Annotated in this window: 20 protein-coding genes; all 20 read left to right on the forward strand. The window is 70.7% G+C overall.

What is annotated here, in order from left to right; translation table 11 throughout:
* The first annotated feature begins 6 nt into the window (after window positions 1-6).
* The 20 genes from fliS (at window position 7) to flhA (ending at window position 18,921) form a co-directional block, all read left to right on the forward strand.
* Window positions 7-429: a flagellar export chaperone FliS gene (fliS, locus tag AC2EWF_RS13185; RefSeq protein ID WP_483639842.1), complete on the forward strand. Its 423-nt coding sequence runs from the start codon at window positions 7-9 to the stop codon at window positions 427-429.
* Window positions 426-722: a flagellar protein FliT gene (locus AC2EWF_RS13190; RefSeq protein WP_483639843.1), complete on the forward strand. Its 297-nt coding sequence runs from the start codon at window positions 426-428 to the stop codon at window positions 720-722. Before fliS ends, AC2EWF_RS13190 begins: the two co-directional genes overlap by 4 nt.
* Before the next feature lie 314 nt (window positions 723-1,036).
* Complete coding sequence (locus AC2EWF_RS13195; protein WP_483639844.1) at window positions 1,037-1,591, forward strand: PilZ domain-containing protein; 555 nt, start codon at window positions 1,037-1,039, stop codon at window positions 1,589-1,591.
* Between the two features lie 348 nt (window positions 1,592-1,939).
* Window positions 1,940-3,370 (forward strand): sigma-54 dependent transcriptional regulator, encoded by a 1,431-nt coding sequence (locus AC2EWF_RS13200; RefSeq protein WP_483639845.1) that lies wholly within the window; start codon window positions 1,940-1,942, stop codon window positions 3,368-3,370.
* Window positions 3,371-3,548: 178 nt separating this feature from the next.
* On the forward strand, window positions 3,549-3,875 hold the full coding sequence (gene fliE, locus AC2EWF_RS13205; protein ID WP_483639846.1) for a flagellar hook-basal body complex protein FliE: 327 nt from the start codon (window positions 3,549-3,551) through the stop codon (window positions 3,873-3,875).
* Window positions 3,876-3,921: 46 nt separating this feature from the next.
* Window positions 3,922-5,634, forward strand: a complete 1,713-nt coding sequence (fliF, locus tag AC2EWF_RS13210; RefSeq protein ID WP_483639847.1) for a flagellar basal-body MS-ring/collar protein FliF — start codon at window positions 3,922-3,924, stop codon at window positions 5,632-5,634.
* Complete coding sequence (gene fliG / locus AC2EWF_RS13215) at window positions 5,624-6,640, forward strand: flagellar motor switch protein FliG (protein ID WP_483639848.1); 1,017 nt, start codon at window positions 5,624-5,626, stop codon at window positions 6,638-6,640. Before fliF ends, fliG begins: the two co-directional genes overlap by 11 nt.
* Window positions 6,640-7,269, forward strand: coding sequence for a FliH/SctL family protein (locus AC2EWF_RS13220; RefSeq protein WP_483639849.1), 630 nt, complete (start codon window positions 6,640-6,642; stop codon window positions 7,267-7,269). Before fliG ends, AC2EWF_RS13220 begins: the two co-directional genes overlap by 1 nt.
* Complete coding sequence (fliI, locus tag AC2EWF_RS13225; protein ID WP_483639850.1) at window positions 7,266-8,633, forward strand: flagellar protein export ATPase FliI; 1,368 nt, start codon at window positions 7,266-7,268, stop codon at window positions 8,631-8,633. Before AC2EWF_RS13220 ends, fliI begins: the two co-directional genes overlap by 4 nt.
* Window positions 8,630-9,055, forward strand: coding sequence for a flagellar export protein FliJ (gene fliJ, locus AC2EWF_RS13230; protein WP_483639851.1), 426 nt, complete (start codon window positions 8,630-8,632; stop codon window positions 9,053-9,055). Before fliI ends, fliJ begins: the two co-directional genes overlap by 4 nt.
* A gap of 34 nt (window positions 9,056-9,089) precedes the next feature.
* On the forward strand, window positions 9,090-10,319 hold the full coding sequence (locus tag AC2EWF_RS13235; protein WP_483639852.1) for a flagellar hook-length control protein FliK: 1,230 nt from the start codon (window positions 9,090-9,092) through the stop codon (window positions 10,317-10,319).
* A 429-nt stretch (window positions 10,320-10,748) separates the two neighbouring features.
* Window positions 10,749-11,231 (forward strand): flagellar basal body-associated FliL family protein, encoded by a 483-nt coding sequence (locus tag AC2EWF_RS13240; protein ID WP_483639853.1) that lies wholly within the window; start codon window positions 10,749-10,751, stop codon window positions 11,229-11,231.
* A 13-nt stretch (window positions 11,232-11,244) separates the two neighbouring features.
* Window positions 11,245-12,261: a flagellar motor switch protein FliM gene (fliM, locus tag AC2EWF_RS13245; protein ID WP_483639854.1), complete on the forward strand. Its 1,017-nt coding sequence runs from the start codon at window positions 11,245-11,247 to the stop codon at window positions 12,259-12,261.
* Entirely contained in the window at window positions 12,258-12,605 is a 348-nt protein-coding gene (gene fliN, locus AC2EWF_RS13250; protein ID WP_483639855.1) for a flagellar motor switch protein FliN, read from the forward strand. The genes fliM and fliN overlap by 4 nt, the downstream gene beginning before the upstream one ends.
* Window positions 12,606-12,613: 8 nt before the next feature.
* Window positions 12,614-13,024 (forward strand): flagellar biosynthetic protein FliO, encoded by a 411-nt coding sequence (fliO, locus tag AC2EWF_RS13255; protein ID WP_483639856.1) that lies wholly within the window; start codon window positions 12,614-12,616, stop codon window positions 13,022-13,024.
* The gene (fliP, locus tag AC2EWF_RS13260) at window positions 13,021-13,857 is read left to right on the forward strand and encodes a flagellar type III secretion system pore protein FliP (RefSeq protein ID WP_483639857.1); all 837 of its coding nucleotides are present in this window, start codon (window positions 13,021-13,023) and stop codon (window positions 13,855-13,857) included. Before fliO ends, fliP begins: the two co-directional genes overlap by 4 nt.
* Window positions 13,858-14,599: 742 nt before the next feature.
* Window positions 14,600-14,869, forward strand: a complete 270-nt coding sequence (gene fliQ / locus AC2EWF_RS13265; RefSeq protein WP_483639858.1) for a flagellar biosynthesis protein FliQ — start codon at window positions 14,600-14,602, stop codon at window positions 14,867-14,869.
* Window positions 14,869-15,639: a flagellar biosynthetic protein FliR gene (gene fliR, locus AC2EWF_RS13270; protein WP_483639859.1), complete on the forward strand. Its 771-nt coding sequence runs from the start codon at window positions 14,869-14,871 to the stop codon at window positions 15,637-15,639. Before fliQ ends, fliR begins: the two co-directional genes overlap by 1 nt.
* A 3-nt stretch (window positions 15,640-15,642) precedes the next feature.
* Window positions 15,643-16,776: a flagellar biosynthesis protein FlhB gene (gene flhB / locus AC2EWF_RS13275; RefSeq protein WP_483639860.1), complete on the forward strand. Its 1,134-nt coding sequence runs from the start codon at window positions 15,643-15,645 to the stop codon at window positions 16,774-16,776.
* Between the two features lie 54 nt (window positions 16,777-16,830).
* A complete protein-coding gene (flhA, locus tag AC2EWF_RS13280; RefSeq protein ID WP_483639861.1) occupies window positions 16,831-18,921 on the forward strand; it encodes a flagellar biosynthesis protein FlhA in 2,091 nt (696 codons plus the stop codon).
* The last annotated feature ends 41 nt before the right edge of the window (window positions 18,922-18,962 follow it).

An 18,962-nucleotide genomic window follows, 5' to 3' on the forward strand; every position in this document is an offset into this window, starting at 1 on the left:
GCGGTCATGACGAACGCCTATATGCGCCAGGCCAGCGCGATGTACCAGCAGACCCGCGCGGAGGGGCGCGTGGAGGGCGCCGACCCGCACCAGTTGATCGCCATGCTGCTGGACGGCGCGATCGAGCGCATCGCGCAGGCGCGCGCGCACCTGCGCCGCGGCGACGTACCCGCCAAGGGTGCCATGGTCACCAAGGCGGTGGCGATCGTGGGCGAACTGCGCGCCAGCCTGGACCACGCGGCCGGCGGCAGTGTGGCCCAGCGACTGGATTCGCTCTACGACTACATCAATCGTCGCCTGCTGCTCGCGCAGCTCAACAATGACGACGACGCGCTGGCCGAATGCGCACGCCTGCTCGAACCGGTGCGCGACGGCTGGAACGGCATCCGCGACGCCTACCTCGCCGGCAGGGCCGGCAGCGCCGCGTGACCGCGGGACACGCCCCGCTGGAGCGCGCGCTGGCGGTCAGCGCCGCGATGCTGGCGGCAGCGCGAGAAGGCCGCTGGGACAGCCTGCCCGGCCTGGACGCCGAGCGCCAGCCGCTGCTGCACGCCAGCCATCCGCACGACGCGCACAGCCGCGAACTGCTGCAGCGGCTGCTGGCCTGCAACGGGGAGATGCTGGACCTGGCGGCGCATGCGCGCAGCGAAGTCGCCGATGCGCTGGCCCGCCACGGTTACGCGCACCAGGCCCTGCGCACCTATGTCGACCTCGCAGGCTGAACGGCGGCGACGGCCATCGGGCCGCGGCGCCGTCCGGGCGCGCTTGATCCGCAGGCGCCTGGCGCGCATCGTGCAGCGGCAAGGGATGCCCTGGCCCGTTCCGCACGGACATCGCCGGTTCTGTCCGTCCGCAGGCCGAAGGATCTTCGACGAAGGCAGGCCGGCCGTCTGCCGGGGCGATCGGCCCACGCCTGGGGGCGACCATGGGTGGCCCCGGCTTTGAGGAGCGGGGAACGTGCGGATGGACAGAAGCGGCCCTGCATATTGAAATCCGCCATGACGGGGTGATGCCCGGATAGCCACATGGAGCCGACATGACCGCCAGCAGCTGGGACGAATTCGATCAGCGCCTGAGCAGCGAGGAACACCTGCACGCCGACAGCGAGCCGCTGGCATGGCCGCCGTCGCCGGAACTGCTGCAGCGGCTGGCCGAGCGCAACGCGAACACCCTGGCGACGCTGGCCGCCCTGGAGGAGCGCCGTGCCGATCCCGGCGACGACGACAATCCGCTGATGCAGGAAATACTGCGCATGGACGCCAAGCTCACCGCGCTGGTGGAGATCGTGAACCAGTTGCTGGCGCCCGCCGCCGCGCTGCCGCCCCGCCAGACGCTGCGTTTCAACGCCGTGGGCGCCGAGTTGCCGGCCGCGCTGCTGCCGGCGGGAGAGGGCCTGCTGCTGCGCCTGCGCTTCGATGCCTGTCGCAGCCTGCCGCTCGAATTGGCCGGCCGCATGGTGCGCGCCATCGATGAAAGCCGGGGCTTCGTCGAGTTCGCCACGCAGGGTGACGCGACAAGTGACGCGATTGAGCGCCTCGTGTTCCGCCATCACCGACGCAAAGTGGCAGAGGCACGCCAGCAGCTCGGTTGAGACTCCGACGGAGTCGTCATTTCGCATGTGATACCGATCACATTTACGTGATCCGGGCAAAGGCTTTTTCGACGGCCGTCACGTGCTTCCGGATGTCTTCGTCACGACGCCGGTTTTTCTCAAAGACCTTTCGTGTCATGCGCTTGCGGCAAACTCTTGCGCATGCCGATCCGCTGCGGTCGTCGTTTTTCTGCGTCCAGGCGACGCTTTGTCGTCGCCACCGCCGTCAAAGTTGGCCTCCTTGTTGCTCACCGTTCATCGAGCCGGCGACGGAAAGCCGGCACTGACGATCAGCGCACCCCGATGGAAGCCGAAGGGTTGCGACGAGTGCGGTAAGGAGAAGGGGCTGTGCAGAAATTCGATTTTCTCGTCATCGAGTCCGATGCGGCGCGTGCGGAAGCGCTGCTGTCGGCGCTTCACTTCCTGGGCCACCGGCCGCAGCTCGCGGCCGAATGCCGGTCCGTCGACGAGTCCACCCACGCCTGGCAGGCCGTCTATGTCGGCAAGGTCGAGAGCGAGGCCGCGGCCGAACGCCAGCTGGCCCTGCTCGGTGAGGCGGCGAACCACGTACCGGTGCTGGTGGCCGCCGATGCGCCGCTGGCCGAGCGTTGCGCGCGGATGGCTTCGCCGTCCGGCACGCGCGTGGCCGCGCTGGAGTTTCCGCTGCGCTACGAGCAGGTGGCCGAGGCGCTGCGCGGCGTCCACACACGCCTCACGGGCGGCCAGTCCGGCGCGCTGCGCTTCGTCGGCCACTCGGCGCCGATGGTGCGCGTCAACGCGCTGATCCGCCAGGTGGCGCCGTTCGATTCGACCGTGCTGGTGCTGGGCGAGTCGGGTACTGGCAAGGAGATGGTGGCGCGCGCCATCCACGAGCATTCCGCCCGGCGCGACAAGCCGTTCGTGGCGATCAACTGCGGCGCGATCCCGGCCGAGCTGCTGGAAAGCGAGCTGTTCGGCCACGAGAAGGGCGCCTTCACCGGCGCAATCAGCGCACGCAAGGGCCGCTTCGAGCTGGCCGAGGGCGGCACGCTGTTCCTCGACGAGATCGGCGACATGAGCCTGCCGATGCAGGTGAAGCTGCTGCGCGTGCTGCAGGAGCGCGTGTACGAGCGCGTCGGCGGCAGCAAGACCCAGCGTTGCGACGTACGCATCATCGCCGCCACCCACCGCGACCTGGAGCAGGCCATAGGCGAGGGCAAGTTCCGCGAGGATCTGTACTACCGCCTCTCCGTGTTCCCGCTGGAACTGCCGGCGCTGCGCGAGCGGCTGGAGGACCTGCCGGTGCTGATCGACGAGTTCAACCAGCGCCTGGCCCGCCGCGGCCTCGACGTGGCGCGCTTCAGCGCCGGTGCGATGCACACGCTGCGCGAGCATGCGTGGCCGGGCAACGTGCGCGAACTGGCGAACCTGGTCGAGCGCATGGCGATCCTCTGCCCGCACGGCGAGGTGCGTGCCAGCGAACTGCCGGCGAAATACCGCCACGGCCTGGCAGGCGAGGAAGTGCACGGCGCGGCCCTGCTGGCGCTGATGGAGGACGTCCATGCGGTGGCAGGCGCGATCGGCGTGCATCCGGTGGACGAATCGCAGCGCCTGCTGCCGGAAGACGGCATCGACCTGAAGGATCACCTCGCCGACATCGAGGTGGGGTTGATCCGCCAGGCGCTCGACGCCACCGGCGGCGTGGTGGCCCACGCCGCACGCCTGCTGCGCATGCAGCGCACCACGCTGGTGGAGAAGCTGCGCAAGTACGGGCTGCAGGCGAACGGCCTGGCGGCGTGAAGCCTCGATACGGAATCCGGGATGCGGCGAGAGCCAGCGCGCCGCAAGCCCGTTTCGCCACCGGCTCCGCCGAATCCCGAATCCTCGAAAACCACTGGCACGGCTCCTGCATTCATCCCCTGCAAACCCGTCACGCGACGGGATTCCGTCTTCCACCCATCGGCACGGACACCGCGGCATGAGCACGATCGACGTCAACAACCTGCTTGCCCAGATGCGCCAGATGACGGCGCAGGTGCGCATGCCGGAAACCGCGGTGCAGGCGCCGGCGAGCGGCGGCCCGGCGAATTTCTCCACGCTGCTCCGGCAATCGATCGCCGCAGTCGGCAACAGCCAGGTCGAGGCGGGCAACATGGCCGCGAGCTTCGAGCGCGGCGATCCCGGCGCCGACCTCGGCCGCACGATGATTGCGGTGCAGAAGGCGGACCTTTCGCTGCGCACCGCGGTGGCGGTGCAGAACAAGCTGGTCGACGCCTACAAGGACGTCATGAGCATGTCGGTCTGACGCCGACGCCCCCATCACCGAACCGCCCTGACCGACGAGCAGCAGCATGGCCGAGAATGCCATCGCGACGACCGCCAGCAACAGCGGCGCGCGCCTGGACTCCCTCAAGCAGATCACCCGCAACCCGGCGGCGCGCCAGCTCGCGCTGCTGGTGGCGGTGGCCGCGGCGGTGGCGCTGGGCGTGGCGGTGGTGTTGTGGTCGCGCGGTCCGAACTACGGCCTGCTGTATGCGGGGCTGGACCAGAAGGACGCCGCCGCGATCGCCCAGGAGCTGCAGGCTTCCAACACCGTGTACAAGCTGGGTGGCGACGGCACCTCGATCATGGTGCCGGCCGCCGACCTCGCCGCGCTGCGGCTTCGGCTGGCGGCGAAGGGCCTGCCGCAGGGCAGTGCCGCGATCAACACGCCTCCGGCCGGCGACTCGCCGTTCGGCATGAGCGACCTCGCCGAGCGCACGCGCTACCAGCAGATGCTGGAGAGCGACCTCGGCGCCACCATCGCGTCGCTGCAGTCCGTGCGCGCCGCGCGCGTGCACCTGGCGATGCCCAAGCCTTCGGCCTTCATCCGCGACAACCACGGCGCCAGCGCCTCGGTGCTGCTCACGCTGTACCAGGGCCGCCAGCTCGACGCGGGCCAGGTGGCGGCGATCGTGCACCTGGTGGCGTCCAGCGTGCCTGGGCTGGATCCCAACCAGGTCTCGGTGGTCGACCAGCAGGGCCGGCTGCTGACCAGCAGCAACGCGGATGCGCCCGATGCGGCGGGCGACGACCGCCTGCGCCTGGCCACGCGCATCGAGAACACCTACGCCCAGCGCATCGAGGAGCTGCTGACGCCGCTGGTCGGCCCCGGCCGGGTGCGCGCGCAGGTCAACGCAGACCTGGACTTCAGCCAGACCGAGAAGGCCAGCGAAACCTACGGCCACGACCACCCGGCGCTGCGCAGCGAACAGGTCAGCAGCGAGCAGCGCAGCGACGGCGGCGCCGGTGGCGGCGTGCCTGGCGCGCTGAGCAACCAGCCGCCGGCGACGGTGGCGCAACCCACCGCCGCCAAGCCGAACGCCGGTACGGCCGCCGCACCGGGCGGCACCGCGTCGGCCACCACCAACAGTCGCGACGGCGAGAGCTCCAGCAGCGCCACGCGCAACTACGAGCTCGACCGCACCATCAGCCACAGCAGCGATCCGGCCGGCCGGTTGGCCCGCCTTACCGTGGCGGTGGTGGTGGACGACAAGCTCACCGCTACCGGTACCGCCGGCGCCGCCAAGGAGGTGCCGTTCACCCCGCAGGAGCTGCAGCACCTCACCGATCTGGTGAAGAACGCCGTGGGCTTCGATTCCTCGCGCGGCGACAGCGTCAGCGTGATCAACCAGGCCTTCCACCGCACCGCCGCGCCGGAGGCGGAGCCCGCGACGCCGCTGTGGGAGCGCCCCGGCGCGCTGGACCTGATCAAGCAGGGCCTCGGCGTGCTGATCGCCCTGCTGGTCGCATTCGGACTGCTGCGCCCGCTGCTGAAGGGCTTGCTGCGCGCCGCGCCGGCGAGGGAAGTCCTGGCAACGCCGCTGCCTACCGTATCCGTGCGCGTGGGCGACGACCAGCCGAACGCCGCCGGCCAGCTGGCCGGCGGCCAGCCGGCCCGCCTCGACGCGGCGCCGGCGCTGGCCTACGAGCAGCGCATCGGCCTGGCCCGGCGCATGGTGGGCGAGAACTCCCGGCAGGTGGCCCAAGTGGTGAGGAACTGGGTGAACGAAGATGGCAATTAACCGCTCCGAGGCCCCCGTCACCGGCGCCCAGCGCGCGGCGATCCTGCTGCTCACGCTGGGCGAGCAGGACGCGGCCGAAGTGCTCAAGCACCTCAGCGCGCGCGACGTGCAGGCGGTCGGCAGCGCGATGGCCGCGCTGTCCAGCGTCTCGCGCGAACAGGTGGGGGAAGCGCTGGACAAGCTCGACGAGGACATGGGCCGGCAGACATCGCTGGGCGTCGGCACCGAGGAATACATCCGCAAGATCCTCACCAACGCGCTCGGCGAGACCAAGGCCGGCGGCCTGATCGACCGCATCCTGCTCGGCCGCAGCAGCAAGGGTCTGGAATCGCTGAAGTGGATGGAGAGCCGCGCGATCGCCGAGATGATCAACCAGGAGCACCCGCAGATCATCGCGCTGGTGCTGGCGCACCTGGAGCCGGACCAGGCGGCCGAGGTGATCGGCTACCTGCCGCCGCGCGTGCGCTCCGACGCGGTGATGCGCATCGCCACGCTCGACGGCGTGCAGCCGCATGCGCTGAACGAGCTGGACGAGATCATGGAGCGCCAGTTCAACGGCAACACCAAGAAGCTGAAGTCCGCCAACGTGGGCGGCCTGAAGGCGGCCGCGAACATCCTCAACGCGATGGACAGCAGCCGCGAGGCCGAGCTGATGACCGCGATCCGCAGCCAGGACGAGGCGCTGGGCGGTCGCATCGAGGACCTGATGTTCGTGTTCGAGGATCTCGCCGAGCTGGACGACCGCGGCATGCAGACCCTGCTGCGCGAAGTGCCGTCGGGCATCCTGATCACCGCGCTGAAGGGTGCCGAGCCGGCGATCCGCGAGAAGATCTTCGCGAACATGTCCAAGCGCGCCGCCGACATGATGCGCGACGACCTCGAGGTGAAGGGGCCGGTGCGCCTCAGCGAGGTCGACGCGGCGCAGAAGGAAGTGCTGGCCGCGGCCAGGAAGCTGGCCGACGCCGGCCAGCTCAGCCTGGGCGGCGGCGGGGATGACTACGTCTGATGGCCGCGATCCACGACGCCGCGATGGACTTCCGGCGCTGGGAGCTGCCGCAGGTCGGCGCCGCGCCGGAACCATCGGCGGCTGCCGACGCGCCGCCGCCGCAGCCGACCGTGCGCGAGCTGGAGGCGCTGGAACAGCAGGCGCGTGACGAGGGCCGCGCCGCCGGCCTCGCCGAAGGGCGCGCCGCGGCGGAGCAGGCGCTGCGCGAGCGCCTGGCGCAGCTCGATGCCGTGTGCGAGGCGGCGGCGCGTCCGCTGCAGGCATTCGACGAACAAGTGGCGCAGGAGCTCGCGCGCCTGGCGATGGTGGTGGCCGGCCGGGTGATCGGGCGCGAACTGCAGCTGTCGCCCGAACTCATCGCGCGCGCCGTGCACGAGGCGGCCAGCGCGCTGCCCGCGGCGACCCGCGAACTTCGCGTGCACCTGCATCCGCAGGATCTCGTCCTGCTGCGGGAGCTGGACGCCGTCGAGCGCCACTGGCAGCTGCTTGCCGATCCGTCGCTGGCGCGCGGCGACTGCCTGCTGGAAAGCGAGCACTCGCGGCTCGACGCGCGGGTGGAAAGCCGCCTCACGGCGATCGTCGACGCCGTGCTCGGCGACGCCGCCGCGCCGGAGGGGGGCGACGCATGAGCGCCGGTACCGATCCCGCTGCGCGCGGCGAGCGCTGGCGGCGCCAGTTCGCGCGGCAGGCCGCGCGCGCGGCCGCTGCACGCACGCTGGCGGTGGAGGGCAGTCTGCGCCGCGTGGTGGGCCTCACCCTGGAGGCGGAGGGCTGCGAGGCCGCGCTGGGTGCGCGTTGCCTGGTCGACACCGCCGACGGCGCCAGGCTGGAAACCGAGGTCGTGGGTTTCGCCGACGAACGGCTGCTGCTGATGCCGGTGGGCGACATGCACGGCGTGCTGCCGAATGCGCGGGTGCGTCCCTGCGCGCGCAGCGGCGGCCTGCCGGTGGGGCGGCAGCTGCTGGGCCGGGTGGTCGGCGCGGACGGCCTGCCGCTGGACGGCCAGGGCGCGCTCGACGCCGACGAGCACGCCGCGCTGAAGAACGAGCCGATCAACCCGATGGCGCGCAAGCCCATCGACGCGCCGCTGGACGTCGGCGTGCGCGCAATCAACGCCTTGCTCACCGTGGGCCGCGGCCAGCGCCTCGGCCTGTTCGCGGGTTCCGGCGTGGGCAAGTCCACCCTGCTCGGCATGATGACCCGCTACACCAACGCCGATGTGGTGGTGGTGGGCCTGATCGGCGAGCGCGGCCGCGAGGTGAAGGAATTCGTCGAACACACGCTGGGCGTGGAAGGGCGCCGCCGCGCAGTGATCGTCGCCGCGCCCGCCGACGCGCCGCCGCTCAAGCGGCTGCGGGGCGCGCAGTACGCCACCGCGATCGCCGAGTGGTTCCGCGACCAGGGTCTGCGCGTGCTGCTGCTGATGGATTCGCTGACCCGCTACGCCCAGGCCCAGCGCGAGATCGCGCTCGCGATCGGCGAGCCGCCAGCGACCAAGGGCTATCCGCCGTCCGTGTTCGCGCTGCTGCCCGCGCTGGTCGAGCGCGCCGGCAACGACGCCGAGGGGCGCGGCTCGATCACCGCGTTCTACACCGTGCTCACCGAGGGCGACGACTATCGCCACGATCCGATCGCCGACGCCGCGCGCGCGATCCTCGACGGCCATGTCGTGCTTTCGCGCGACCTTGCCGAGGCCGGTCACTACCCGGCGATCGACATCGAGGCCTCGATCAGCCGCGTGATGCCGCAGGTGGCGGCGCGCGAGCACCTGCAGGCGGCGCAGCGCTTCCGCCGCGTCTACTCGGCCTACCGACAGCAGCGCGACCTGATCGCGGTGGGCGCCTACCAGAAGGGTTCGGACCCGCAGGTGGACCTAGCCATCGAGCTGTGGCCGCAATTGCGCGACTTCCTGCAGCAGGAAGTCGATGAACCGATGACGCTCGAAGCCGCCGTCGCGCGGCTCGACCAGCTTGCCGAACAGGTGACTGCATGAATTCGCGCTCAAAACGCCTGCAGCCGGCGGTGGACCAGGCCCACCAGCAGACCGAGGACGCGCTGGCGAAGCTGGCCACGCAGCAGCAGCAACTGGCGAAGGCCGAGCACCAGCTCGGCGAACTCGAGCGCTACCGCAACGAATACGCCGCGGCAGGCGAGGGCGCAGTCAGCGTCAGCGCGCTGCTCAACCGCCAGCAGTTCGTCGCGCGCATCGACCAGGCGATCGCCCAGCAGAGCGCCGAGGTACACCGCCAGCACCGCCGGCTCGACCAGGTGCGCGACCACTGGCAGCAGGCGCACGCGCGCGAGAGTGCGCTGGGCAGCGTGGTCGTGCAGCACCAGGAACACGAACGCCGCGCCGAGGAGCGGCGCGAACAGGCCGAGGCCGACGAACGCATGCAGCAGCGGCGACCGCGATGACGCGCCTGCCTGCCAGCACGGGAATCCCTGCACCATGACGCCAGCCGCCATCCTCCCCCCGGCAACCGCCGCGGGCAGCGTGCGCAGCGCGCCCGCCGCGCCGTCGCGCGCCGCCGCGCCGCCGAATCCATTCGACCGGCATCTGCAGGCCGCGCGCGGCACGCAGCCCACGGACGCGCCGGCGGACACGCCCCCGGCATCGACGCCGGCTGCACGCGGGCCGGATCATGCCGCCACCCCGGATGCCGCGGCGAAACCCGCGCAGGAGCCGAACGTGGCCACGCTTGTTGCGACTTCCGCAATGCCCCCGACGCCCGTCGTCCCGGCCGCGGGCACACCGTCCGGTGCGGCGCGCGGATCGGCCGACACCAACCCGATCGACACCGCCCTGCTCGCATCGCTGGCTCCGCCGGTCGCGGCCGTGGCGGCCGATGCCGTGGCCACCGCGACGGCGAAGACGGCGGACCCGGCGAAAACCTCGACCTCCGGTGAGCAAGGCGCCGCCACGCTGGCCGGTGCCCTGCTCGCCATGCTCGGCCAGGTCGCCAACGGGATGCCGGTGGCAACGTCCGGCGCGGACAATGCCACGGTATCGGCGAATGGCTCGGGCCAGGCCAAGGCCGGCCTGCTGCCACTGGGCTCGGGGCTGGACGACAAGGCCGGCGTGGCCGCGGCGCTTGCCACCGCCATGCCGGCCGCGAACCTCGCCGCCGCCCTGGGCGACGCGGAGCATGCGCTGGCCGCCGGCGCCACCGGCACGCACAAGGACCACGGCCTCGAGGCGCTGGCGCTGGCCACGACGCCCGCGCCGGCAGCGGCAACCGCCGCGCCGGCGTTGCCCCAGTTGCAGCTGGCGACGCCGCCTGGCAGCCCCGGCTTCGCCGGCGAGCTCGGCCAGCAGGTACTGTGGCTGGGCCAGCAGGACATCAAGGAGGCGAAGATCCGCCTGCATCCCGAGGATCTCGGCTCGATCGACGTGCATCTCAGCGTGAGCCACGACCGCGTGGACGTGGTGTTCAGCGCACAGCACCCGGCGGCCGTCACGGCCGTGCAGCAGAGCCTGCCGCAACTCGACCAGTTGCTGGCCCGGCACGGCCTCTCGCTAGGCCATGCCGAAGTGGGGCAGCAGCAGGCCCGCGGCGACCAGCGCGCGCGGGGCGAGGGACAGGCTGCGCCGACGGACGCGGACGAGGTCGGCGAAGTGCAGGGCGCGGGCCTGCCCGCCGCGAACAGCCGGATCGGCCTGCTCGACGCGTTCGCCTGAGCGGCGGTTCACGATCCCCGCGCGGCGGCCGCGCCAACCCAAGCCCAGGGCCGGTCCTGTCTGCGCGCGTTCCTGCAGCGTCGCCCGGTCGTGGGCGGATCGCCCCGCCTTCGCCCGTCGCCGGCTTGCGCGCAAGTGGCGGCCGGCGCGGCTCTTGCGGGGAGCCTGGGCAGGCCGGAATCCGCAGGGCCGCGGCCGCGTCGGCGGCGGTTGCACGCCTGGGGCCGGGTGCTCCGCGGGCGCGCGTCGCGATCGCGTCGCGGCGGCCTTCCGGCACGCGTCAAGAAAGCGCCGCGCGCCGCCCCGGTTTTCGCGCAGGCCGCCGCGAAAGCGCTTGCCGCAAGGCTTTCCGCGCGTGGCACATGGATTGCATTGGACGGGTGGGCGCGCTGCGGCGCGCGATTCCCAACCGGACGGATCGAGGATTTCATGGCCAACGAGGAACAGACCGTGGCGGCACCGGCGACGCGCAAGCGACGCGGCCCGCTGCTGATCGGCGTGGTGGTGTTGCTGGCGCTGGCCGGCGGCGGCTACGCCTGGCAGGCGCAGAAGGCCGCGCACGCGGCCGCTTCCAGGCACGCGACGGACACCAAGCCCGATCTGTACCTGCCGATGGACCCGCCTTTCGTGGTGAATTTCCGCGACGAGCAATCGCTGCGCTACCTGCAGGTGGCGGTGACCCTGATGTCGCACGACCCGAAGGCGATCGAGGTGGCGAAGTCCGCCGATCCGGTGATCCGCGACGCGCTGGTGTCGCTGTTCAGCAACCAGGAGTACTCGATCATCAGCAACGCCGCCGGCCGCGAAAAGCTGCAGGCGCAGGCACTGGAGGCAGTGCGCAGGATCGTCCAGGCGCGGCTGGGCCGACCCGGCATCGACGCGCTGTACTTCACCAGCTTCGTGATGCAGTGACGGGACGCCGGCGATGAGCGACCTGCTTTCCCAGGACGAGATCGACGCGCTGCTCGACGGCGTGACCGACGGCGCGGTGGAGACCGGCGGTGACCAGCCGCTGCCTGCCGGCGCGGTGATCTCCTACGATTTCACCCAGCAGGATCGCATCGTGCGCGGCCGGCTGCCCACGCTGGAAATGGTCAACGACCGCTTCGCGCGCTACTTCCGCAGCGGCGTGTTCAGCGTGCTGCGCAAGACCTGCGAGGTCTCGGTGCTGGGCGTGAAGATGCAGAAGTTCGCCGAGTACGTGCATGGCCTCGTGGTGCCCACCAACCTGAACCTGGTGCGTATCAAGCCGCTGCGCGGCACCGCCCTGGTGGTGTTCGAGCCGCGCCTGGTGTTCAGCGTGATCGACAATTTCTTCGGCGGCGACGGCCGCTTCCACGCGCGCATCGAGGGCCGCGACTTCACCGCCACCGAAAACCGCGTGATCCAGATCATGCTGGCCGAGCTGTTCACCGCGATGGTGGAGGCCTGGGCGCCGGTGCTGGCACTGTCGTTCGAGTACCAGGGCTCGGAGATCAACCCGCAATTCGCCAACATCGTCAGCCCTACCGAGACGGTGGTGGTGTCGCGCTTCCACGTCGAGCTCGACGGCGGCGGCGGCGAGATCCACCTGACCCTGCCGTACGCGATGGTCGAACCGATCCGCACCCTGCTCGATGCCGGCGTGCAGAGCGACCGCGTCGACCGCGACGACCGCTGGGCCGAATTGCTGCGCGACGAAGTGCTCGACGCCGAGGTGCCGCTGAGCTCGCAGCTGCTCGACATCGAGCTCAGCCTGGGCGAGTTTCTGCACCTGCGTCCCGGTGACGTGCTGCCCATCCAGCTGCCCGAACTGGCCACCGTCTACGCCGAGGACGTGCCGCTGTTCCGCGGCCGCTACGGCCAGGCCAACGGCCGCAACGCCATCCGTTTCCACACCCAGGTCGGCCGGCGCGAAGTGCGCACCGGCGGCGACCTGCCCAGCCGGGAAGAAATCGCATGAACCACTCCACCGAAGCCCTTGCCGGCGACGCCGGCGAACGCCTCCAGTTCGATTCGCTGCGCGGGGGCGGCACGGGCACCGGCGAAGTCAACCTCGACATGATCCTCGACGTGCCGGTGACCCTGGCGATGGAGGTCGGCCGCACCCGCATCAGCATCCGCAACCTGCTGCAGCTCAACCAGGGCTCGGTGGTGGAACTGGACCGCGCCGCCGGCGAACCGCTGGACGTGTTCGTCAACGGCACCCTGGTCGCGCACGGCGAGGTGGTGGTGATCAACGAGAAGTTCGGCATCCGCCTGACCGACGTGATCAGCCCCGCCGAACGCGTGCGCAAGCTGCGCTGATGAAGGCCGTGAGCCGGGAATCGGCCATCGCAGACCGCATCGTCGCGGCCCTGGCGCCGGCGGCGCTGCCCGCGGCGGACGTCAATGTGGGCGGCGAGCTGTTGCGGGTGCTGCTCAGTCTCGCCGCGGTGGTGGCGCTGATCTTCGTGGCGGGCTGGCTGAGCCGGCGCATGCAGGCGCGCAACCGGCCGGGCGGGCGGCGCATCCGCTGCGTGGAGGCGATGGCGGTGGGCGCGCGCGACCGCGTGCTGCTGCTCGATGCCGACGGCAAGCGCCTGCTGGTGGGCGTGGGCCCGGGCGGCATGCGCACGCTGCACGTCTACGAGGGTGCGGCGCCGGCCGAGCCCGCAACGGCGGCGCCGCTGCCGGCCGTCCCCAGCATCGCGCAGCTGCTGTCGCGCTGGAAGCCGCAGCCGTGAGCAGGCATTTCCGGTTTGCCGCGCGCTGCTGGCTCGCGCTCGCCCTGCTGCTGTTGCCGCTGCTCGCGTCGGCCGCGCCGCAATCCGCGCACAACGCAGCCGCGTCGGCCATGCCGACCGTGTCGATGCCGGCCAGCCCGGCCGGCATCGGCGGCGCAGGCATCCCCGTGCTGACCGTGCACGATGCGCCGGGCGGTGCGAAGAACTGGACGCTGTCGCTGCAGATGCTGGCGCTGCTCACGGTGCTGACGCTGCTGCCGGCGATCCTGCTGATGATGACCGCGTTCACCCGCATCATCATCGTGCTGGGCTTCCTGCGCCAGGCGCTGGGCACGCAATCCACGCCACCGAACCAGGTGCTGCTGGGACTGGCGCTGTTCCTCACCTTGTTCGTGATGTCGCCGGTGCTCAACCGCGCCTATGCCGATGGCGTGAAGCCCTACATGGACGGCCAGATGAGCGCCGAGCAGGCGCTGCCGGCGGCCACCGCGCCGTTCAAGCGCTTCATGCTCGACCAGACCCGCGAAGCGGATCTCGCGCTGTTCACCCGACTGGCCGGCGAGCGGCCCTACGCCAGCAAGGCCGACGTGCCGTTCAAGGTGGCGATGCCGGCCTTCCTCACCTCGGAACTGAAGACCGCGTTCCAGATGGGCTTCCTGCTGTTCATCCCGTTCCTGATCATCGACCTGGTGGTGGCCAGCGTGCTGATGTCGATGGGCATGATGATGGTCTCGCCGATGATCATCTCGCTGCCGTTCAAGATCATGTTGTTCGTGCTGGTGGACGGGTGGACGCTGCTGCTGGGCACCCTGGCGGGGAGCTTCTACACATGAGCGCTGTGCTGGTGGCTACTCCCTCTCCTCTCAGGGGAGAGGGCCGGGTTGAGGGGCGGGTGCTCGCGGGAGCGTTTGCCGCTGGCGGGTTTGTCCGCGAAGAGCTTTCGAGCGCCTGCGGCGCCCGAGTTACTTTCTCTTTGCGTGGCCAAAGAGAAAGTAACCAAAGAGAAAGGCCACCCCGGTTGGCGCTTGCCGGGCGTCCTGCCCGGCAAGTGCGTGAGGCGGGGCCGGGCTTTTCGAGCGGGCTCCTGCCCGCGCGAAAAGGCGAGGCCATCCCTGGCCTCGCCCGCTGCGCGGCTTTCTCGCCCCCGCCTCACCGCCGCCCAGGGGCCCCGGGAAAAGCAGGCGCGCTTCCTGCGCGCCAGAAGCAACAGCAAATGCGAAAAGCCGAGAGCCGCGCGACGCACGGCGCTCTGGCTGCGGCTCTTCTGAAAAGTGCGCGCTGGGAGCGCGCCGCTCTACCCGGGGCCCCTATGGCGCGGCGGGTGGGCGACGGAAAGCCCGCAGGGTGGCTGGCATGGATGCCGGCCAGTTTTTCGCCAGCACAGGAGGTGCTGTCGAAAAACCCCACAGCCCGCCCGCGCACCCGGAAGGCAGGATGCCTGGAGGGCGCGCCATCGGGGTGGCCTCTCTTTTGGTTACTTTTCTCTGGCCACGCAGAGAAAAGTGACTCGCCCTCCGAAGGAGGACGAACGCTCTTTGTTGCTGCATCGGCGAGCCGCGCCGAAGGTGCGCGCCCATGACCCCCGAATCCATCATGGAAATCGGCCAGCACGCGCTCTACGTGGCGATGCTGGTGGCTGCGCCGCTGCTGCTCACCGCGCTGGCGGTGGGTCTCCTGGTCGGCGTGATCCAGGCGGCCACGCAGATCAACGAGATGACGCTGAGCTTCATCCCCAAGCTGATCGCGATGGCGCTGGTGGCGCTGATCGCGGGGCCGTGGATGCTGCGCCTGCTGGTGCACTACACCACGCAGCTGATCGAGAGCCTGCCGGGGGTGATCCGGTGATGACGCTGGACGTGGCCTGGCTGCTGCCGTGGCTGGACCGCTTCCTGTGGGCGCTGGCGCGGGTGGGCGGGCTGTGCTTGCTGGCGCCGGTGTTCGGCGCCTCGGTGGTTCCGATGCGGGTGCGGCTGGGCGTGGTGGTGGTGCTCAGCCTGGTGCTGGCGCCGCTGGCGTCCACGGCGGCACCGGACGTGCTCGGCGCGGCGGGCATGCTGGCCCTGGTGGGGCAGGTCGCGATCGGCGCGGCGACGGGTTTCGTATTGAAGCTGGTGTTCGACGCGGTGCAGTTCGGCGGCGGCCTGGTGGGGCAGAGCATGAGCCTGGGCTTTGCCGAGGTGGTCGATCCGCAGGCCGGCGGCAGTGCGAACGTGCTGGGCCAGTTCTACTTGGTGCTGGTGACCCTGGTGTTCCTGGCGATGGACGGCCATCTGCGCCTGATCGCGCTGCTCGCCGACAGCTTCACCAGCCTGCCGCCAGGCGGCCCCGCGCTCGACGCGAACGGGCTGCACGCGGTGCTGGCCTTTGGCGTGCAGTTGTTCGGCGGCGCGGTACGCGTGGCGTTGCCGGCGATGACCTCGCTGCTGGTGGTGAACATCGGCTTCGCGGCGATCAGCCGCGCGGCGCCGTCGATGAACCTGTTCGCGGTGGGCTTCCCGATCACCGTCTCGCTGGGCTTTATCGCCCTGTGGCTCTCCCTGCGCAGCCTGCCGGGCGCGTTCGCCGCCCTGCAGGGCGATGCCTGGGGCCTGATGCGCCATCTGCTCGGTGGATGAGCGATGAGCGACGACAGCGACCAGGAAAAAACCGAACAGCCGACAGAGAAACGGCTGAAGGAATCGCGCGAGAAGGGCGAAGTCCCGCGATCGCGCGACCTCGCCGGCGCGGCGGTGGTGCTGGCGGGCGTGGCGGCGCTGATGGCCGGCGGCCCGGCTTCGTTCGCACACGCGCAGCGGATCTTCGGGCTGGGCCTGGGCTATTCGCGCGAGGCGCTGTTCTCCGACGCGCTGCCGGGACGCGTGTTGCACGCGGCGCTGCACGAGGCGCTGGCGTTGTTCGCGCCGGTGGCGCTGGCCACGCTGCTGGCCGCGCTCGCGGCGCCGCTGCTGCTGGGCGGCCTGAACTTCAGCGGCAAGGCGCTGGAGCCGAAGTTCGAGCGGCTGGACCCGATCAAGGGCCTGGGCCGCATCTTCGCGCTGCGCGGCCTGGTCGAGCTGGGCAAGGCGCTGTTGAAGCTGCTGTTCATCGGCGCCGTGCTGGCGCTGCTGCTGCGCCACTGGCAGGGCCAACTGCAGGCCACCGGGCGCGGCGCGGTAACTGCGGACATCGCGCAGGCGCTGGGCCTGCTGGGCCAGGCCGCGTTGTGGTTCGGCAGCATCCTCGCGCTGATCGGCGGGCTCGACGCGCTGTACCAGAAGTACGACCACACGAAGAAGCTGCGGATGAGCCGGCAGGAGATCAAGGACGAGATGAAGGAGAGCGAGGGCAGCCCCGAGATGAAGGGCCGCATTCGCCAGGTGCAGATGGCGCAGGCGCGCCGCCGCATGATGGAAGAACTGCCCAAGGCCGACGTGGTGGTGGTCAACCCCACCCATTTCGCGGTGGCGCTGCGCTACGACGACGGCCGCATGGGCGCGCCGCGGGTGATCGCCAAGGGCGTGGACGTGCTGGCCCAGCAGATCCGCCTGGTGGCGGGCAGCCACCGCATTCCGCTGGTCGAGGCGCCGCCGCTGGCACGCGCCTTGTATGCAAGCACGAAGCTTGGCCAGGAAATCCCCGCCGCACTCTACGTGGCGGTGGCCCAGGTGCTCGTCTACGTCTACCAGCTCAAGCAGGCTGCGGCGCAAGGCGAGGCGCCACCGGCCGTGCCGAACCCCGAGGTCGATCCCGACTTGATGGGTCCTTATCGCTGACAGGCTGTTGAAAACAGCCTGTCTCACGTCAACAAGCGGACACGAGTCAAATCCATGACGGGCACGCAGGTACTGGGCAGTTTCAGGCAGCTGGCGCGACGGGGCGCCGGCGCGCCGGTGATGATGCTGGTGATGCTGGCGATGATGATGTTGCCGCTGCCGCCGTTCCTGCTCGACATGCTGTTCAGCTTCAACATCGCGTTGTCGCTGGTGATCCTGCTGGCGGTGGTCTACGTGATGCGGCCGCTGGAGTTCGCGGCGTTCCCCACCGTGGTGCTGATGGCGACCCTGCTGCGGCTCGCGCTCAACATCGCCTCCACCCGCGTGGTGCTGCTGCACGGCCACGACGGTCCCGGCGCCGCCGGCAAGGTGATCGAGGCGTTCGGCGAGTTCGTGATCGGCGGCAACTTCGCGGTGGGCCTGGTGGTGTTCGCGATCATCACCATCATCAACTTCGTGGTGGTCACCAAGGGCGCCACCCGCGTGTCCGAGGTGACCGCGCGCTTCACTCTGGACGCGATGCCCGGCAAGCAGATGGCGATCGACGCCGACCTCAACGCCGGCCTACTGACCCAGGAGCAGGCGCGCGAGCGCCGCCAGGAAGTGCGCGAGGAGGCGGACTTCTACGGTTCCATGGACGGCGCCTCGAAGTTCGTGCGCGGCGACGCCACCGCCGGCATCCTGATCCTGATCATCAACATCGTCGGCGGCTTCTTCGTCGGCGTGATGCAGCACGGCCTGTCCGCCGGCGAAGCGGCGCAGACCTACACCTTGCTCACCATCGGCGACGGGCTGGTGGCGCAGGTGCCGGCACTGATGCTGTCGGTGGCCACCGCGATCATCGTCACCCGCGTCTCCCGCGCGCAGGACATGGGCCGCCAGCTCGCCGGGCAGGTGTTCGGCCAACCGCGCGCGCTGGCGGTGGCGGCGGTGGTGCTGGGCGTGATGGGGGTGATCCCCGGCATGCCGAACCTCGCCTTCCTGCTGCTGGGCGGCGTGTGCGGCGGCGCGGCCTGGCTGCTGTTCAAGCGCCAGCGCGAGACCCGCGAGCAACTGGCCTCCGACACCGCGGCGACGCCGGCGCCGGCAGCGCCCGTCGAGCGCGTGGAACTGGGCTGGGAGGACGTCACCACGGTCGATCCGCTGGGCCTGGAAGTGGGCTACCGGCTGATCCCGCTGGTGGACCAGCACCAGGGCGGCGAGCTGATGGGACGGATCAAGTCGGTGCGTCGCAAGCTGTCGCAGGAGCTGGGCTTCCTGGTCCCCGCGGTGCACATCCGCGACAACCTCGACCTCGGCCCCAACACCTACCGCATCATGCTGATGGGCGTGCCGATGGGCGAGGCCGAGGTGCATACCGAGCGCCTGCTGGCGATCAACCCCGGCCAGGTGCACGGCACGGTGTCCGGCATCGCCACGCAGGACCCGGCCTTCGGCCTGGAGGCGGTGTGGATCGAGCCGGGCCAGCGGGAGCTGGCGCAGAGCTACGGCTACACCGTGGTCGACCCCGCCACGGTGATCGCCACCCACCTGTCGCACATCCTGCAGGGCCATGCGCACGAGCTGCTCAGCCACCAGGACGTGCAGCAGCTGCTGGACCGCCTCGCGCAAGGCGCGCCGAAGCTGGTCGAGGACCTGGTGCCCAAGCGCCTGACTCTGGGCGTGGTGGTGAAGGTGCTGCAGAACCTGCTGGCCGAGCGGGTGCCGATCCGCAACATGCGCGGCATCGTCGAATCCTTGGCGGAGCACGCGGGGCAGAGTCAGGATCCCGGCGTCCTCACCTCCGCCGTGCGCGTGGCGCTGGGGCGGCAGATCGTGCAGGAGATCGCCGGGCTGGGCACCGAGGTGCCCGTCATCACGCTGGCGCCGGAGCTGGAGCAGATCCTGCTCGGCTCGGTCTCCGGCGGCGGCGTGGCCGGCGCCGCGGTGGAGCCGGGCCTCGCCGACCGCCTGCAGCAGAGCGTGGCCGAGGCCGCGCGCCGCCAGGAAATGAGCGGCGAACCCGCGGTGCTGCTGGTCGCGCCGCTGCTGCGACCGTGGCTCGCACGCTTCACCCGGCACGTGGCACAAAACCTGCACGTGCTCGCCTACAACGAGGTGCCCGACAACCGTCGGGTGCGACTGGTGCAGGCCTTGGGGCGTTGAGGAGCAGGGACTTGGATATCGGGATGCGGCATTCGGAAAGG

The organism is Rhodanobacter sp. sgz306013, assembly GCF_057031145.1.

What these genes read in the sequence shown, in the direction of transcription:
- fliS (WP_483639842.1), top strand. Translation starts at nt 7, where the DNA reads ATGACGAACGCCTATATGCGCCAGGCCAGCGCGATGTACCAGCAGACC.
- AC2EWF_RS13195 (WP_483639844.1), top strand. Translation starts at nt 1,037, where the DNA reads ATGACCGCCAGCAGCTGGGACGAATTCGATCAGCGCCTGAGCAGCGAG.
- fliE (WP_483639846.1), top strand. Translation starts at nt 3,549, where the DNA reads ATGAGCACGATCGACGTCAACAACCTGCTTGCCCAGATGCGCCAGATG.
- fliF (WP_483639847.1), top strand. Translation starts at nt 3,922, where the DNA reads ATGGCCGAGAATGCCATCGCGACGACCGCCAGCAACAGCGGCGCGCGC.
- fliG (WP_483639848.1), top strand. Translation starts at nt 5,624, where the DNA reads ATGGCAATTAACCGCTCCGAGGCCCCCGTCACCGGCGCCCAGCGCGCG.
- AC2EWF_RS13220 (WP_483639849.1), top strand. Translation starts at nt 6,640, where the DNA reads ATGGCCGCGATCCACGACGCCGCGATGGACTTCCGGCGCTGGGAGCTG.
- fliI (WP_483639850.1), top strand. Translation starts at nt 7,266, where the DNA reads ATGAGCGCCGGTACCGATCCCGCTGCGCGCGGCGAGCGCTGGCGGCGC.
- fliJ (WP_483639851.1), top strand. Translation starts at nt 8,630, where the DNA reads ATGAATTCGCGCTCAAAACGCCTGCAGCCGGCGGTGGACCAGGCCCAC.
- AC2EWF_RS13235 (WP_483639852.1), top strand. Translation starts at nt 9,090, where the DNA reads ATGACGCCAGCCGCCATCCTCCCCCCGGCAACCGCCGCGGGCAGCGTG.
- AC2EWF_RS13240 (WP_483639853.1), top strand. Translation starts at nt 10,749, where the DNA reads ATGGCCAACGAGGAACAGACCGTGGCGGCACCGGCGACGCGCAAGCGA.
- fliM (WP_483639854.1), top strand. Translation starts at nt 11,245, where the DNA reads ATGAGCGACCTGCTTTCCCAGGACGAGATCGACGCGCTGCTCGACGGC.
- fliN (WP_483639855.1), top strand. Translation starts at nt 12,258, where the DNA reads ATGAACCACTCCACCGAAGCCCTTGCCGGCGACGCCGGCGAACGCCTC.
- fliQ (WP_483639858.1), top strand. Translation starts at nt 14,600, where the DNA reads ATGACCCCCGAATCCATCATGGAAATCGGCCAGCACGCGCTCTACGTG.
- fliR (WP_483639859.1), top strand. Translation starts at nt 14,869, where the DNA reads ATGACGCTGGACGTGGCCTGGCTGCTGCCGTGGCTGGACCGCTTCCTG.
- flhB (WP_483639860.1), top strand. Translation starts at nt 15,643, where the DNA reads ATGAGCGACGACAGCGACCAGGAAAAAACCGAACAGCCGACAGAGAAA.
- flhA (WP_483639861.1), top strand. Translation starts at nt 16,831, where the DNA reads ATGACGGGCACGCAGGTACTGGGCAGTTTCAGGCAGCTGGCGCGACGG.